Origin of the sequence: Pseudomonas khavaziana, from assembly GCF_019145205.1 — a bacterium.
Lineage (GTDB): Bacteria > Pseudomonadota > Gammaproteobacteria > Pseudomonadales > Pseudomonadaceae > Aquipseudomonas > Aquipseudomonas khavaziana.
The window spans coordinates 579,966-594,745 of the sequence record NZ_JAHSTT010000001.1; the positions used below are offsets into that span (position 1 = coordinate 579,966).

Annotated in this window: 15 protein-coding genes; all 15 read left to right on the forward strand. The window is 58.8% G+C overall.

Annotated features, from left to right (window positions below):
* The first annotated feature begins 73 nt into the window (after window positions 1-73).
* The 15 genes from rpsB (at window position 74) to rnhB (ending at window position 14,714) form a co-directional block, all read left to right on the forward strand.
* On the forward strand, window positions 74-811 hold the full coding sequence (gene rpsB / locus KVH01_RS02590) for a 30S ribosomal protein S2 (protein WP_003219330.1): 738 nt from the start codon (window positions 74-76) through the stop codon (window positions 809-811).
* A gap of 191 nt (window positions 812-1,002) precedes the next feature.
* Window positions 1,003-1,866 carry a translation elongation factor Ts gene (gene tsf / locus KVH01_RS02595; protein WP_043049617.1) on the forward strand — a complete coding sequence of 288 codons (864 nt, stop codon included), beginning with the start codon at window positions 1,003-1,005 and terminating at the stop codon, window positions 1,864-1,866.
* Window positions 1,867-2,077: 211 nt separating this feature from the next.
* Window positions 2,078-2,821, forward strand: coding sequence for a UMP kinase (gene pyrH / locus KVH01_RS02600; protein WP_003172271.1), 744 nt, complete (start codon window positions 2,078-2,080; stop codon window positions 2,819-2,821).
* Window positions 2,818-3,375 (forward strand): ribosome recycling factor, encoded by a 558-nt coding sequence (gene frr, locus KVH01_RS02605; RefSeq protein ID WP_043049618.1) that lies wholly within the window; start codon window positions 2,818-2,820, stop codon window positions 3,373-3,375. The genes pyrH and frr overlap by 4 nt, the downstream gene beginning before the upstream one ends.
* Before the next feature lie 17 nt (window positions 3,376-3,392).
* Complete coding sequence (gene uppS / locus KVH01_RS02610) at window positions 3,393-4,148, forward strand: polyprenyl diphosphate synthase (protein WP_217880359.1); 756 nt, start codon at window positions 3,393-3,395, stop codon at window positions 4,146-4,148.
* Window positions 4,149-4,955 carry a phosphatidate cytidylyltransferase gene (locus KVH01_RS02615; RefSeq protein WP_217880360.1) on the forward strand — a complete coding sequence of 269 codons (807 nt, stop codon included), beginning with the start codon at window positions 4,149-4,151 and terminating at the stop codon, window positions 4,953-4,955.
* On the forward strand, window positions 4,952-6,142 hold the full coding sequence (gene ispC, locus KVH01_RS02620; RefSeq protein WP_217880361.1) for a 1-deoxy-D-xylulose-5-phosphate reductoisomerase: 1,191 nt from the start codon (window positions 4,952-4,954) through the stop codon (window positions 6,140-6,142). Before KVH01_RS02615 ends, ispC begins: the two co-directional genes overlap by 4 nt.
* A gap of 53 nt (window positions 6,143-6,195) precedes the next feature.
* A complete protein-coding gene (gene rseP, locus KVH01_RS02625) occupies window positions 6,196-7,548 on the forward strand; it encodes a sigma E protease regulator RseP (RefSeq protein ID WP_217880362.1) in 1,353 nt (450 codons plus the stop codon).
* A 74-nt stretch (window positions 7,549-7,622) separates the two neighbouring features.
* On the forward strand, window positions 7,623-10,010 hold the full coding sequence (gene bamA / locus KVH01_RS02630; protein WP_217880363.1) for an outer membrane protein assembly factor BamA: 2,388 nt from the start codon (window positions 7,623-7,625) through the stop codon (window positions 10,008-10,010).
* A 45-nt stretch (window positions 10,011-10,055) separates the two neighbouring features.
* Entirely contained in the window at window positions 10,056-10,559 is a 504-nt protein-coding gene (locus tag KVH01_RS02635; RefSeq protein ID WP_003172279.1) for an OmpH family outer membrane protein, read from the forward strand.
* A gap of 3 nt (window positions 10,560-10,562) precedes the next feature.
* On the forward strand, window positions 10,563-11,618 hold the full coding sequence (lpxD, locus tag KVH01_RS02640; protein WP_217880364.1) for a UDP-3-O-(3-hydroxymyristoyl)glucosamine N-acyltransferase: 1,056 nt from the start codon (window positions 10,563-10,565) through the stop codon (window positions 11,616-11,618).
* Between the two features lie 111 nt (window positions 11,619-11,729).
* The gene (gene fabZ, locus KVH01_RS02645; protein ID WP_034118457.1) at window positions 11,730-12,170 is read left to right on the forward strand and encodes a 3-hydroxyacyl-ACP dehydratase FabZ; all 441 of its coding nucleotides are present in this window, start codon (window positions 11,730-11,732) and stop codon (window positions 12,168-12,170) included.
* On the forward strand, window positions 12,167-12,943 hold the full coding sequence (gene lpxA, locus KVH01_RS02650) for an acyl-ACP--UDP-N-acetylglucosamine O-acyltransferase (RefSeq protein ID WP_043049624.1): 777 nt from the start codon (window positions 12,167-12,169) through the stop codon (window positions 12,941-12,943). Before fabZ ends, lpxA begins: the two co-directional genes overlap by 4 nt.
* A 2-nt stretch (window positions 12,944-12,945) precedes the next feature.
* Entirely contained in the window at window positions 12,946-14,085 is a 1,140-nt protein-coding gene (gene lpxB / locus KVH01_RS02655) for a lipid-A-disaccharide synthase (protein WP_217880365.1), read from the forward strand.
* On the forward strand, window positions 14,082-14,714 hold the full coding sequence (rnhB, locus tag KVH01_RS02660) for a ribonuclease HII (RefSeq protein WP_217880366.1): 633 nt from the start codon (window positions 14,082-14,084) through the stop codon (window positions 14,712-14,714). Before lpxB ends, rnhB begins: the two co-directional genes overlap by 4 nt.
* The last annotated feature ends 66 nt before the right edge of the window (window positions 14,715-14,780 follow it).

A 14,780-nucleotide genomic window follows, 5' to 3' on the forward strand; every position in this document is an offset into this window, starting at 1 on the left:
GCCGGAGGCCTTGAAGCCGCTGGTTGGTCATTGGGATACGTGGAGGCCAAACCCGACTTATTAAGGAACTATCATGTCCCAAGTCAACATGCGCGATATGCTGAAGGCCGGTGTGCACTTCGGTCACCAGACCCGTTACTGGAACCCGAAAATGGGTAAGTACATTTTCGGCGCGCGTAACAAGATCCACATTATCAACCTTGAAAAAACCCTGCCAATGTTCAACGAAGCGCTGACTTTCGTAGAGCGCCTGGCCCAGGGCAAAAACAAGATCCTGTTCGTCGGCACCAAGCGTTCCGCTGGCAAGATCGTTGCTGAAGAAGCAGCACGTTGCGGTTCGCCGTACGTCGATCACCGCTGGTTGGGCGGTATGCTGACCAACTTCAAAACCATCCGTGCTTCCATCAAGCGTCTGCGTGACCTTGAAGTGCAAGCCGAAGACGGTACTTTCGCCAAGCTGACCAAGAAAGAAGCGCTGATGCGCACTCGTGACCTGGAAAAGCTCGATCGTTCCCTGGGTGGTATCAAGGACATGGGCGGTCTGCCTGACGCACTGTTCGTTATCGACGTTGATCACGAGCGCATCGCGATCACCGAAGCCAACAAGCTGGGCATCCCGGTTATCGGCGTAGTCGATACCAACAGCAGCCCGGAAGGCGTTGACTACATCATCCCAGGCAACGATGACGCAATCCGCGCTATCCAGCTGTACATGGGTTCGATGGCTGACGCTGTAATCCGTGGCCGCAACCACGTTGCTGGTGGTACCGAGCAGTTCGTTGAAGAAGCTCCGGTAGCTGCCGCTGAGTAACTGACGCCCTGGCGTTGACTCAGTAAGCAAAAAGGGGGCTTGGCCCCCTTTTTGCCACCTCGAAAACCATTTGTCGGCAGCGCAGCTACATTATTTGTAACGTGCAGCGGCCTACAACGGAGATTCGGGAAGAATTGATCGCCCGTTTGATCGGGTGGAATGGTTGAAAACCTATCCAAGAGGATTTTGAAATGGCAGAGATTACTGCAGCGTTGGTTAAAGAACTGCGTGAGCGTACCGGCGAAGGCATGATGGATTGCAAAAAGGCCTTGACCAAGGCCGGCGGCGACATCGAAAAAGCCATTGATGACATGCGTGCTTCCGGCGCCATCAAGGCTGCCAAGAAAGCAGGCAACGTCGCTGCTGAAGGCGCCATCGCCCTGAAGGAAGACGGTAAATCCGCCGTTCTGCTGGAAGTGAACTCGCAGACCGACTTCCTGGCCCTGCAGGATGACTTCAAGGCATTCGTTGCTGCCAGCGTTGAGAAGGCCTTCGCTGACAAGCTGACCACCGTTGAGCCTCTGATCGAAGCTCAAGAAGCTGATCGCCTGGTACTGGTCGGCAAGGTTGGCGAGAACGTCAACATCCGTCGCCTGGTTCGCGTTGAAGGTGATGTTGTCGGTGGCTACCTGCACGGCAACAAAATCGGTGTAGCGGTTGTTCTGAAAGGCGGCGATGTTGAGCTGGCCAAAGACATCGCCATGCACGTTGCTGCAAGCAACCCTGAGTTCCTGCTGCCTTCGGAAGTGTCTGCCGACGCAATCGAACGTGAAAAAGCTGTGTTCCTGAGCCTCAACGCCGACAAGATCGCCGGCAAGCCAGAGAACATCGTTGAAAACATGATCAAAGGCCGTATCAGCAAGTTCCTGGCTGAAGCAAGCCTGGTTGAGCAGGCGTTCGTGAAGAACCCTGAAATCAAGGTGGGCGAACTGGCCAAGAAAGCCGGTGCTGAAATCGTTTCCTTCACTTACTTCAAAGTAGGCGAAGGCATCGATAAGCCGGTCGACAACTTCGCTGAAGAAGTTGCTGCCCAGCTGGCTGCCGCCAAGCAATAAGACAGTTCCAGACTGTCGCCGAAAGAGGCTGCCCGCTCACGCGCGCAGCCTCTTTTCAAATGGGAAGGCCAATTTTATTTGGTTTCCTCTCGGAACTGGCTTACAAAGCCGTGTTCCGATGGCGCTGTGATAGCGTCCAGCTAGAGTGAACGCAAGCCGTAAACGGCTCGCCAAGAATTTTTTAAAAAATACGCCGCAGGAGAGATTCGCAATGGCTCAGCAGGGCAGTGGTTATCAGGCTCGCTATAAACGCATTCTACTCAAGCTCAGCGGCGAGGCCCTGATGGGCTCGGAAGAGTTCGGGATCGACCCCAAGGTGCTTGATCGCATGGCGCTGGAAGTCGGCCAACTGGTCGGTATCGGCGTGCAGGTCGGCCTGGTGATTGGCGGTGGCAACCTGTTCCGCGGTGCGGCACTGAGTGCGGCAGGCATGGACCGTGTCACCGGCGATCACATGGGCATGCTGGCCACTGTGATGAATGCCCTGGCCATGCGCGACGCCCTGGAGCGCGCCAACATCTCGGCCATCGTGATGTCGGCTATTTCCATGGTTGGCGTGACCGATCACTATGATCGCCGCAAAGCCATGCGCCACCTGAACGCCAAGGAAGTGGTGATTTTTGCTGCCGGCACTGGTAACCCATTCTTCACCACCGACTCGGCCGCATGCCTGCGCGCTATCGAAATCGATGCTGACGTGGTGCTGAAGGCGACCAAGGTGGATGGTGTATACACTGCAGACCCATTCAAAGACCCGCATGCCGAGAAGTTCGATCATCTGACCTACGATGAAGTGCTGGATCGCAAGCTGGGTGTGATGGACCTGACGGCTATCTGTCTGTGCCGCGACCACAAGATGCCGTTGCGCGTATTTAACATGAACAAGCCCGGCGCCCTGCTGAACATCGTACACGGCGGCGCAGAAGGGACTCTGATCGAGGAAGGCCAACAATGATCAATGAAATCAAGAAAGACGCCCAGGCGCGTATGCAAAAATCCCTGGAATCCCTGAGCCACGCATTTGGCCAGATCCGTACCGGCAAGGCGCACCCGAGCATCCTGGGCAGCGTGATGGTGCCTTACTACGGCGCTGACACTCCTCTGAGCAGCGTAGCCAACGTCACCGTAAAGGACTCGCGCACCCTGCAAGTCGTGGCCTTCGAGCGCAACATGCTTGCTGCTGTGGACAAAGCGATCCAGAGCGCCGGCCTGAACCTCAACCCGACCAACCTGGGCGAGTTGCTGCTGATCTCCATGCCTGCCCTGACTGAAGAAACCCGTAAAGGCTTCACCAAGCAGGCACGCAGTGCCGCTGAAGATGCGCGCGTTGCCGTGCGCAACATCCGCCGTGACGCATTGGGCGACCTGAAGAAGCTGGTCAAGGACAAGGAAATCAGCGAAGACGAAGAGCGTCGTGCCGTCGCTGATATCGACAAGCTGACCAAGGACGCCGAAGCGCAGATCACCAAGGCGACCGAAGAAAAAGAAAAGGACCTGATGGCCGTATAAGGGGTCAGGACGCCTTCATGGAAAAGACCAAGCAGACTGTGCCCTCCGTGGTGCCGCGCCATGTCGCGATCATCATGGATGGGAATAATCGCTGGGCGAAAAAACGCTTTATGCCGGGTGTCGCCGGGCATAAAGCGGGTGTTGACGCGGTAAGGGCGGTGATTGAGGTGTGCGCTGAGGCCAAGGTCGAAGTGTTGACCTTGTTCGCCTTCTCCAGTGAGAACTGGCAGCGGCCCGCCGATGAAGTCAGTGCCTTGATGGACCTGTTCTTCAAGGCGTTGCGTCGTGAGGCCAAGCGCCTCAATGACAACAACATCAGTCTGCGCATCATTGGTGATCGCTCGCGGTTCCGCCCGGAACTGCAAACCGCCATGCGCGAAGCCGAGGCCATTACCGCAGGCAGTAACCGCTTTGTGCTGCAGATCGCAGCCAACTACGGTGGCCAGTGGGATATCGCCCAGGCCGCGCAGCGGCTGGCCCGCGAAGTGCAGGCCGGCCACCTGCGACCCGACGACATCACGCCTGAACTGTTGCAAACCTGCCTGGTGACTGGCGACCTGCCGTTGCCGGACTTGTGCATTCGTACCGGTGGCGAGCATCGCATCAGCAATTTCCTGCTGTGGCAGATGGCATACACCGAGTTGTACTTCTCCGACCTGTTCTGGCCGGACTTCAAACACGATGCCATGCGCAATGCGCTGGCTGATTTCGCTTCCCGTCAGCGTCGCTTCGGTAAAACGAGCGAGCAGATCGAAGCTGGAGCCCGGGTTTAAATGTTAAAACAACGAATCATCACGGCGCTGATCCTGCTGCCGATTGCCTTGTGTGGTTTTTTCCTGCTTGAAGGTTCCGGCTTTGCGCTGTTTATCGGCCTGGTCGTGACGCTGGGAGCCTGGGAGTGGGCGCGCCTGGCGGGTTTCAGCAGCCAATTGCCGCGTATGGCGTATGCGGCAGTGGTCGCAGTGCTGTTGTTCCTGATGTACATCCTGCCGGACATTGCGCCTTGGGTGCTGGGTGCGGCAGTGCTGTGGTGGGCGTTGGCGACATTCCTGGTGCTGACTTACCCGCGCACCAGTGGCCAGTGGTCGAGCGTGGCCTGCAAGCTGGTGATTGGCCTGCTGATCCTGCTGCCGGCCTGGCAAGGGCTGGTGGAAATCAAGCGCTACCCCCTCGGTAACGAATTGATCCTGGCGGTGATGGTGCTGGTGTGGGGCGCAGATATTGGCGCTTACTTCTCCGGCCGTGCCTTCGGCAAGCGCAAGTTGGCTCCGGCCGTCAGCCCCGGCAAAAGCTGGGAAGGCGTATACGGCGGCTTGGGATTGACGCTGCTGATCACGCTGGTAGTCGGTGTGGTACGCGGCTGGTCGGTGAAGGAGATTTTCCTGGCCTTGCTGGGCACGGCTATCGTCGTGTTCATCTCGGTGGTGGGTGATCTCACTGAAAGCATGTTCAAGCGCCAGGCCGGGGTCAAGGACAGCAGTAACCTGCTGCCAGGGCATGGTGGTGTGCTGGATCGTATCGACAGTCTGACTGCCGCGCTGCCGATCTTCGCCGTGCTGCTGTGGATGATCGCTTCGTGAGCCGCCTGCAACAGGTCACCGTGCTGGGGGCGACCGGCTCGGTCGGGCTGAGTACCCTGGACGTCATTGCACGTCATCCTGATCGCTATCAGGTTTTCGCCCTGACCGGCTTCACGCGCTTGAGCGAGTTGCTGGCCTTGTGTGTGCGCCATGCGCCGCGCTTTGCCGTAGTGCCCGAGGCCGCGGCAGCCCGGAGTCTGCAGGATGACCTGCGGACCGCCGGGCTGGCCACGCAAGTCCTGGTGGGTGAGGCGGGACTGTGCCAAGTGTCGGCCGATACGCAGGTGGATACCGTTGTGGCGGCGATTGTCGGCGCGGCGGGTTTGCGCCCGACCCTCGCTGCAGTCGATGCCGGCAAGAAGATTCTGCTGGCCAATAAAGAAGCCCTGGTCATGTCCGGCGCGCTCTTTATGCAGGCGGTGCGCAAGAGCGGTGCGGTGCTGCTGCCACTGGACAGCGAGCACAATGCAATTTTCCAATGCATGCCAGGGGATTTTGCCCGTGGCTTGAGCCAGGTCGGCGTGCGCCGGATTCTACTGACGGCGTCTGGTGGTCCATTCCGGCAGACTCCGTTGGCCGAGTTGGAGCATGTGTCTCCCGATCAGGCCTGCGCTCACCCGAACTGGTCCATGGGGCGCAAAATCTCCGTGGATTCGGCGAGCATGATGAACAAGGGCCTGGAGCTGATCGAGGCGTGCTGGTTGTTCGATGCGCGGCCTGACCAGGTCGAAGTGGTGATTCACCCGCAAAGCGTGATCCATTCCCTGGTCGATTACGTAGACGGTTCGGTGTTGGCGCAGTTGGGTAATCCTGATATGCGTACACCGATCGCCAACGCCCTCGCCTGGCCACAGCGCATTGATTCCGGCGTAGCGCCATTGGATCTGTTTGCGGTTGCGCGCCTGGACTTCGAAGCGCCGGACGAGCAGCGCTTTCCCTGCCTGCGCCTGGCGCGGCAGGCGGCCGAGGCGGGTGGCACCGCGCCAGCGATGCTGAATGCGGCCAATGAAGTGGCCGTGGCGGCGTTTCTCGAACGGCGCATCCGCTTTCCACAGATCGCGAGTATCATCGAGGACGTCCTGAGCCTTGAGCCTGTCGAGGCGGTGAATGACCTGGGGGCCGTGTTCGAGGCGGATACCAAGGCGCGAGCCCTGGCCCGACAATGGCTGGGTCGCAATACGCGTTAGGCTGTGGGTGGGTTCGAGCCTTCAGGCATTGGATTGAAATGCGGAGAAATTAGATGAGTGCGCTCTACATGATTGTCGGCACCCTGGTTGCTCTGGGTGTGCTGGTTACCTTCCACGAATTCGGCCACTTCTGGGTGGCGCGTCGTTGCGGCGTCAAGGTATTGCGCTTTTCCGTCGGTTTCGGCATGCCTTTGTTGCGCTGGCATGATCGTCGTGGCACCGAGTTTGTGATCGCCGCTATCCCGCTGGGTGGCTACGTCAAGATGCTCGATGAGCGCGAAGGCGAAGTGCCCGCCGATCAATTGGACCAATCGTTCAATCGTAAGACCGTTCGTCAGCGTATCGCAATTGTTGCAGCGGGGCCGATCGCCAACTTCCTGTTGGCTATAGTGTTCTTCTGGATCCTGGCCATGATGGGCAGCCAGCAAGTGCGTCCGGTCATCGGCGCGGTCGAGGCGGACAGCATTGCGGCCAAGGCCGGCCTGATCGCTGGGCAGGAAATTGTTTCCATTGATGGCGAGCCCACCACGGGTTGGGGCGCGGTCAATTTGCAGTTGGTGCGTCGCCTGGGTGAAAGCGGCACCGTCAATGTGGTGGTGCGTGACCAGGATTCCAGCGCCGAAACCCCGCGGGCATTGGCGCTGGATCATTGGCTCAAGGGGGCCGACGAGCCCGATCCGATCAAATCCCTGGGGATTCGCCCTTGGCGTCCGGCGTTGCCGCCGGTGCTGGCTGAGCTGGATCCGAAAGGCCCGGCCCAGGCAGCTGGCCTGAAAGCCGGCGATCGCCTGCTGGCCCTTGATGGCCAGGCGCTGGGTGACTGGCAGCAAGTGGTCGACCTGGTGCGTGTACGGCCTGATACCAAGATTGTGCTGAAAGTTGAGCGCGAGGGTGCTCAAATTGACGTCCCGGTAACCTTGTCGGTTCGGGGAGAAGCCAAGGCAGCCGGGGGTTACCTGGGTGCCGGGGTCAAGGCTGTCGAGTGGCCGCCGTCGATGGTGCGAGAGGTCAGCTTCGGGCCTTTGGCGGCAATTGGCGAGGGCGCGAAACGCACCTGGACCATGAGCGTGCTGACCCTCGAATCCCTCAAGAAAATGTTGTTCGGTGAGCTCTCGGTAAAAAACTTGAGTGGACCGATAACCATTGCTAAAGTGGCGGGCGCTTCTGCCCAGTCGGGTGTCGCGGATTTCCTGAATTTCCTGGCTTATCTGAGTATTAGCCTTGGGGTTCTGAATTTGTTGCCCATTCCAGTGTTGGATGGGGGGCATCTGCTGTTTTATCTGGTCGAGTGGGTGCGTGGTCGCCCCTTGTCGGATCGGGTGCAGGGTTGGGGGATACAGATCGGTATCAGTTTGGTGGTCGGGGTGATGTTGTTAGCTCTGGTCAACGATCTGGGACGACTGTAACGCTTCGCTGAATTGCGAATCTGCCGCATTTTGCGGCAGTTTGTTTATTGCCAGTTGGAATAAGAAAGGACTTCATGAAACGTCTGCTGCTAACTGCGGTTCTCACCGTATTGATGATCGCCGAAGTTCACGCCGAGTCCTTCACTATCTCCGATATTCGTGTCAACGGCCTCCAGCGGGTTTCCGCCGGTAGCGTCTTTGGTGCCTTGCCGTTGAACGTCGGGGAACAGGCGGATGATCGTCGCCTGGTGGAATCCACTCGTGCGCTGTTCAAAACCGGGTTCTTTCAAGATATCCAACTGGGTCGCGAAGGTAACGTCCTGGTTATCACGGTCGTCGAGCGACCTTCCGTCGCCAGTATCGCGATCGAGGGTAACAAGGCCATCTCCACTGAAGACCTGATGAAGGGTCTCAAGCAATCCGGCCTGGCCGAGGGCGAGATCTTCCAGCGCGCTACCCTTGAGGGTGTGCGTAACGAACTGCAACGCCAGTACGTTGCCCAGGGCCGCTACTCCGCGACCGTGGAAACCGAAGTGATCCCGCAGCCTCGTAACCGTGTAGGCCTGAAGGTCAATATCAACGAAGGCACCGTGGCGGCCATCCAGCACATCAACGTGGTGGGCAACACCAAGTTCGCTGATGACGACCTGGTCGACCTGTTCGAGCTCAAGACCACCAACTGGCTGTCGTTCTTCAAGAACGATGACAAGTACGCCCGTGAAAAACTCTCCGGTGACCTCGAGCGCCTGCGCTCCTACTACCTGGACCGCGGCTACATCAACATGGACATCGCTTCGACCCAGGTGTCCATCACCCCGGACAAGAAGCACGTCTATATCACCGTCAACGTCAACGAAGGCGAGAAGTACAAGGTTCGTGACGTCAAGCTCAGCGGCGACCTGAAAGTCCCAGAAGACCAGGTCAAGTCCCTGCTGCTGGTGCAGAAGGACCAAGTGTTCTCGCGCAAGCTGATGACCACCACCTCCGAACTGATCACCCGTCGCCTGGGTAACGAAGGCTATACCTTCGCCAACGTCAACGGCGTGCCGACCCCGAATGATGAAGACCACACCGTGGACATCACCTTCGTCGTCGACCCGGGCAAGCGTGCCTACGTCAACCGCATCAACTTCCGTGGCAACACCAAGTCTGCCGATGAAGTGCTGCGTCGTGAAATGCGCCAGATGGAAGGTGGCTGGGCTTCGACCTACCTGATCGACCAGTCCAAGACCCGTCTCGAGCGCCTGGGCTTCTTCAAGGAAGTCAACGTCGAAACCCCGGCCGTACCGGGTGTGGATGACCAGGTTGACGTGAACTACGCCGTTGAAGAACAAGCCTCGGGTTCGATCACCGCCAGCGTCGGTTTCGCACAGAGTGCCGGCCTGATTCTCGGTGGCTCGATCACCCAGAACAACTTCCTCGGTACCGGTAACAAGGTGTCCATCGGCCTGACCCGCAGCGAATACCAGAGCCGCTATAACTTCGGTTATGTCGACCCCTACTGGACGGCTGACGGTGTGAGCCTGGGCTACAACGCCTTCTACCGCACCACCGACTACAAAGACCTCGACGTTGACGTTGCAAGCTATGCGATCGACAGTTTGGGTGTGGGTGCCAACATCGGTTACCCGATCAGCGAGACCTCGCGCCTGACCTTTGGCATCACTGCGCAACAGGATGAGATCAAGACCGGTGTGTACACCGTGGATGAGATCTTTGACTTCACCCGTCGTGAAGGTGACAAGTTCCTGAACTTCAAGGCGTCTGCCGGCTGGTCCGAGTCGACCCTGAACAAAGGTGTGCTGGCAACCCGTGGTCATTCCCAAAGCCTGACTGCCGAAGTCACCACGCCGGGCAGCGACCTGTCGTTCTTCAAGCTCGACTACCGCGGCCAGCTGTTCCAGCCGTTGAGCGACAACTACACCATGCGCCTGCACACTGAGCTGGGTTATGGCGACGGTTATGGTTCCACTGACGGCTTGCCGTTCTATGAAAACTACTATGCGGGTGGTTTCAACTCGGTACGTGGCTTCAAGGACAGCACCTTGGGCCCACGTGGTACCCCAAGCCGCGGTTTTGCTGACACCGGTAACGTCGGAACTCGACGTGACGACGACAACGACCCGCTGCCATTCGGTGGTAACGTGCTGATCCAGGGTGGTGCCGAGATCCTGTTCCCGCTGCCGTTCGTCAAGGACCAGCGTTCCCTGCGCACCTCGGTCTTCTGGGACGTGGGTAACGTGTTCGACTCCAAGTGCGAGCAGATCAAGAACCCAAGCGGTCTGAAGTCCAACACCCAGTGCAACGACGTGAGCCTCAGCAACCTGGCGAGCTCCGTGGGCGTGGGTGTGACCTGGGTGACGGCACTGGGCCCGTTGAGCTTTGCTCTGGCCATGCCGATCAAGAAACCGGATAACGCTGAAACCCAGATTTTCCAATTCTCCCTCGGCCAGACGTTCTAAGCGTCTGACCTAAGATAACGACAACGGATTCTGTAGGAGTACATCGTGCGTAAGTTGACTCAATTGGTCCTGCTGGCCACTGTGCTGGTAACCACCCCGGCCTTCGCCGAAATGAAAATCGCCGTGCTGAACTATCAGATGGCCCTGCTGGAATCCGACGCGGCCAAGAAGTACGCGGTGGATGCCGAGAAGAAGTTCGGTCCGCAACTGACCAAGCTCAAGACGTTGGAAAGCAGCGCCAAGGGCATCCAGGATCGCCTGGTAGCCGGTGGCGACAAGATGCAGCAAGGCGAGCGCGAGCGTCTGGAGCTTGAATTCAAGCAAAAGGCCCGTGACTACCAGTTCCAGTCCAAGGAGCTGAACGAAGCCAAGGCTGTGGCCGACCGTGAAATGCTCAAGCAGCTCAAACCTAAGCTCGACAGCGCCGTGGAAGAAGTTATCAAGAAGGGTGCCTTCGACCTGGTGTTCGAGCGCGGCGCCGTGATTGACGTCAAGCCTCAATACGACATCACCCGCCAGGTGATCGAGCGCATGAACCAGCTGAAGTAACCCATGACCGCGACTATCAGGCTCGGCGAGTTGGCCGAGTTCCTGGGAGCCACCTTGCGTGGCTCCCCGGAGAAAGAAATCACTGGGCTAGCCACCTTGCAGGAGGCTGGCCCAGCTCAGTTGAGCTTCCTCGCAAATCCCCAATACCGTAAGTACCTCGTCGATTGCCAGGCCGCAGCCGTGTTGCTGAAGGCCGCTGACGCCGAAGGGTTTATCGGGGATGCGCTGGTGGTGGCTGACCCGTACCTGTCGTACGCCAAGGCGTCACACCTGTTCGATCCAAAGCCCAAGGCGGCCGGCGGTATTCATCCATCGGCCGTGATCGCCCCGGATGCCCAGGTTGACCCTTCGGCCAGCATTGGTGCGTTTGCCGTGATCGAGAGTGACGCGCGTATCGGTGCAGGCGTGACCGTGGGCGCCCACTGCTTTATCGGTGCGCGCTGTGAAATCGGTTCCGGTGGCTGGCTGGCTCCCCGTGTGACTCTCTACCACGATGTGCGTATTGGTCAGCGTGTAGTCATTCAGTCGGGTGCGGTGATCGGCGGTGAAGGGTTCGGTTTTGCCAACTCCAAGGGTGTCTGGCACAAGATCGCCCAGGTCGGCGGGGTATTGATCGGCGACGATGTAGAGATCGGCGTGAACACCGCTGTTGATCGCGGGGCCCTGGCCGATACCGTGATCGGTAACGGTGTGAAGCTCGATAACCAGATCCAGATCGCCCACAACGTACAGATTGGCGATCACACCGCCATGGCTGCCTGCGTGGGCATCTCCGGCAGCACCAGGATCGGCAAGCATTGCATGCTCGCCGGTGGTGTCGGGCTGGTCGGGCATATCGACATTTGCGACAACGTCTTCATCACCGGTATGACCATGGTGACCCACTCGATTACCGAGCCTGGGGCCTATTCTTCCGGGACCGCCATGCAACCTGCGGCTGAATGGCGCAAGAGTGCGGCGCGGTTGAGAAAGATCGACGACATGGCACGACGCATCAAACAGCTGGAAAAGCGTGTTGGGGACGTGACCCCTGGCGGTAATGCTTCATCAGAAGGCTGATACCATTTCCATATCAAGTGTGCACAGCCGCTAGACTGCTCCCTTGATTTGCTAGCGGGGCGTGCGCTTAGTCCGCCCGCCCCCAATCTTTATTACAGGCTTCCCCCCGAAATGATGGACATCAACGAGATTCGCGAATACCTGCCTCACCGTTACCCGTTCCTGCTGGTGGATCGTGTAGTGGACCTCAACGTCGAGGAAAAGCGCATTCGTGCCTACAAGAATGTCAGCATCAACGAACCATTCTTCAACGGTCACTTTCCTGCGCATCCAATCATGCCGGGTGTGCTGATCATCGAAGCGATGGCCCAGGCTGCCGGTATCCTTGGTTTTAAAATGCTCGACCTCAAGCCTGCCGACGGTACGCTTTACTATTTCGTGGGTTCCGACAAACTGCGTTTTCGCAGCCCGGTCACTCCGGGTGACCAGTTGATCCTGGAAGCCAAGTTCATCAGCTGCAAGCGCCAGATCTGGAAGTTCGAATGCCAGGCCTCGGTAGATGGCAAGCCAGTGTGCTCTGCCGAGATCATCTGTGCGGAACGCAAACTATGAGTTTGATTGACCCTCGCGCAATCATCGATCCGTCGGCCGTACTGGCCGCCGACGTTGAGGTCGGCCCTTGGTCGATCGTCGGCGCAGGTGTGGAAATCGGCGAGGGGACTGTCATCGGGCCACACGTGATCCTCAAGGGTCCGACCCGCATTGGCAAACACAATCGTATCTACCAGTTTTCCTCGGTAGGCGAAGACACCCCGGACATGAAGTACAAGGGCGAAGAAACACGCCTGGTAATCGGTGACCACAACATCATCCGTGAAGGCGTCACCATTCACCGCGGGACTGTACAGGATCGTGCCGAAACCACCTTGGGTGATCACAACCTGGTCATGGCCTATGCGCATATCGGTCATGACAGCGTGATCGGCAACCATTGCATCCTGGTCAATAACACCGCGTTGGCAGGCCACGTGCACGTTGACGACTGGGCGATCCTGTCGGGATTCACCCTTGTGCATCAGTATTGCCATATCGGCGCCCACAGCTTTTCCGGCATGGGCACTGCCATCGGCAAGGATGTCCCGGCATTCGTTACGGTGTTCGGCAATCCTGCCGAAGCCCGTAGCATGAACTTCGAAGGCATGCGCCGCCGGGGTTTCAGCGAGGATGCGATCCACGCCCTGCGCCGCGCCTACAAGACCGTTTACCGCCAAGGATTGACGGTTGAGCAGGCCCTGACCGAACTGACCGAGCCGGCTACGCTGTTCCCGGAAGTCGCGGTGTTCCGTGACTCGATCCAGGCGTCGACTCGCGGCATCACCCGCTGATCATGGCGAACCTGCGTATTGCGCTAGTGGCCGGTGAAGCTTCCGGCGATATCCTCGGTGCAGGCCTGATGCGTGCCCTCAAGGCCCAGCATCCCGCGGTGGAATTTGTCGGGGTGGGTGGCCCCTTGATGCAGGCCGAAGGTCTTGCCTCCTATTTTCCCATGGAGCGTCTGTCGGTCATGGGCCTGGTGGAGGTATTGGGACGCCTGCGCGAGCTTCTCGCTCGTCGCAAACTGCTGATCAAGACGCTCATTGAAGAAAAGCCCGATGTGTTTATCGGTATCGATGCGCCGGATTTCACCCTCAATATCGAACTCAAGCTGCGTCAGGCCGGAATCAAGACCGTGCACTACGTCAGCCCGTCCGTGTGGGCGTGGCGACAGAAGCGTGTGTTGAAGATTCGCGAAGGCTGCGACTTGATGTTGACCCTGTTGCCATTCGAGGCGCGGTTCTACGAAGAGCAGGGCGTGCCGGTGCGGTTTGTCGGTCATACCCTGGCCGATGCCATCCCCCTGCACGCTGACCGTGCTGCGGCGCGTGCTGAATTGGGCTTGCCTGATGGCCCATTGGTAGCGTTGATGCCGGGCAGTCGTGGCGGTGAAGTCGGGCGCTTGGGTGCGCTGTTTTTTGACGCCGCCGAACGTCTGCAAGCGCAAAAACCGGGCGTTCGTTTTGTATTGCCATGCGTCAGCCCGCAACGTCGCGCGCAGATCGAAACCTTGCTGGAAGGCCGCGACCTGCCGCTGACCCTGCTCGACGGCCAGTCCCACCTGGCCCTTGCAGCCTGCGATGCCGTGCTGATCGCGTCGGGTACTGCCACCCTGGAGGCCTTGCTGTACAAGCGCCCCATGGTCGTGGCCTATCGCCTGGCGCCGCTGACCTTCTGGATCCTCAAGCGCATGGTCAAGAGCCCCTACATCTCCCTGCCCAACTTGCTGGCCCAGCGTCTGCTGGTGCCGGAGTTATTGCAGGACAATGCAACGCCCGAAGCGCTCGCGCAAACTCTACTACCCTTGATCGACGGCGGCGAAGAGCAGACCCGCGGTTTCGACGACATTCACCGCACCCTGCGACGTGATGCCTCGAACCAGGCGGCCGACGCCGTATTGACCTTGATCGGCCAAAAACAGGGAGCTTTATGATCACGCAAATGGGCCTGGATTTCAGCCTGGTTGCCCAAGCCCATGAGCTTGTGGCCGGCGTTGACGAAGTTGGACGCGGTCCGCTGTGCGGCGCAGTCGTCACGGCAGCGGTGATCCTTGATCCGAACCGCCCGATCCTGGGGCTCAACGATTCGAAAAAGCTCACCGAGGCCCGTCGTGAAAAACTCTTCGACGAGATCTGTGAGAAAGCCCTGAGCTGGCATATTGCCCGGGCAGAAGTAGAAGAAATCGACGAATTGAACATTTTACACGCTACCATGCTGGCCATGCAGCGTGCGGTGGAAGGCCTGCATATCACCCCGAAATTGGCGATGATCGACGGTAACCGTTGCCCGAAGCTGGCCATGCGCGCTGAAGCTGTGGTCCAGGGCGATAGCAAGGTGCCGGCCATTGCCGCGGCATCCATCCTGGCCAAGGTTAGCCGTGACCGCGAAATGGCTGCGTTCGAGCTGATCTACCCCGGCTATGGCATGGGCGGTCATAAAGGCTACCCGACGCCCGTTCATCTGGAAGCCCTGGCCCGTCTTGGCCCAACGCCCATCCATCGTCGCTCCTTTGCCCCGGTGCGCCAGGCTTATGAGGCGCGTGAGAGCCTGATCGAGGTTTAGCGGCAAGGCTGATGTTTTTACCAAGGCCCGGTACAATCCGGGCCTTGTTGTTTTCATGTATCAAGA

Excerpts from the sequence above, each read along its gene's own strand:
- lpxA (WP_043049624.1), top strand. The coding sequence starts at position 12,167 with ATGAGTTTGATTGACCCTCGCGCAATCATCGATCCGTCGGCCGTACTG.
- tsf (WP_043049617.1), top strand. The coding sequence starts at position 1,003 with ATGGCAGAGATTACTGCAGCGTTGGTTAAAGAACTGCGTGAGCGTACC.
- lpxD (WP_217880364.1), top strand. The coding sequence starts at position 10,563 with ATGACCGCGACTATCAGGCTCGGCGAGTTGGCCGAGTTCCTGGGAGCC.
- frr (WP_043049618.1), top strand. The coding sequence starts at position 2,818 with ATGATCAATGAAATCAAGAAAGACGCCCAGGCGCGTATGCAAAAATCC.
- fabZ (WP_034118457.1), top strand. The coding sequence starts at position 11,730 with ATGATGGACATCAACGAGATTCGCGAATACCTGCCTCACCGTTACCCG.
- bamA (WP_217880363.1), top strand. The coding sequence starts at position 7,623 with ATGAAACGTCTGCTGCTAACTGCGGTTCTCACCGTATTGATGATCGCC.
- uppS (WP_217880359.1), top strand. The coding sequence starts at position 3,393 with ATGGAAAAGACCAAGCAGACTGTGCCCTCCGTGGTGCCGCGCCATGTC.
- pyrH (WP_003172271.1), top strand. The coding sequence starts at position 2,078 with ATGGCTCAGCAGGGCAGTGGTTATCAGGCTCGCTATAAACGCATTCTA.
- rpsB (WP_003219330.1), top strand. The coding sequence starts at position 74 with ATGTCCCAAGTCAACATGCGCGATATGCTGAAGGCCGGTGTGCACTTC.
- KVH01_RS02615 (WP_217880360.1), top strand. The coding sequence starts at position 4,149 with ATGTTAAAACAACGAATCATCACGGCGCTGATCCTGCTGCCGATTGCC.
- rnhB (WP_217880366.1), top strand. The coding sequence starts at position 14,082 with ATGATCACGCAAATGGGCCTGGATTTCAGCCTGGTTGCCCAAGCCCAT.
- rseP (WP_217880362.1), top strand. The coding sequence starts at position 6,196 with ATGAGTGCGCTCTACATGATTGTCGGCACCCTGGTTGCTCTGGGTGTG.
- lpxB (WP_217880365.1), top strand. The coding sequence starts at position 12,946 with ATGGCGAACCTGCGTATTGCGCTAGTGGCCGGTGAAGCTTCCGGCGAT.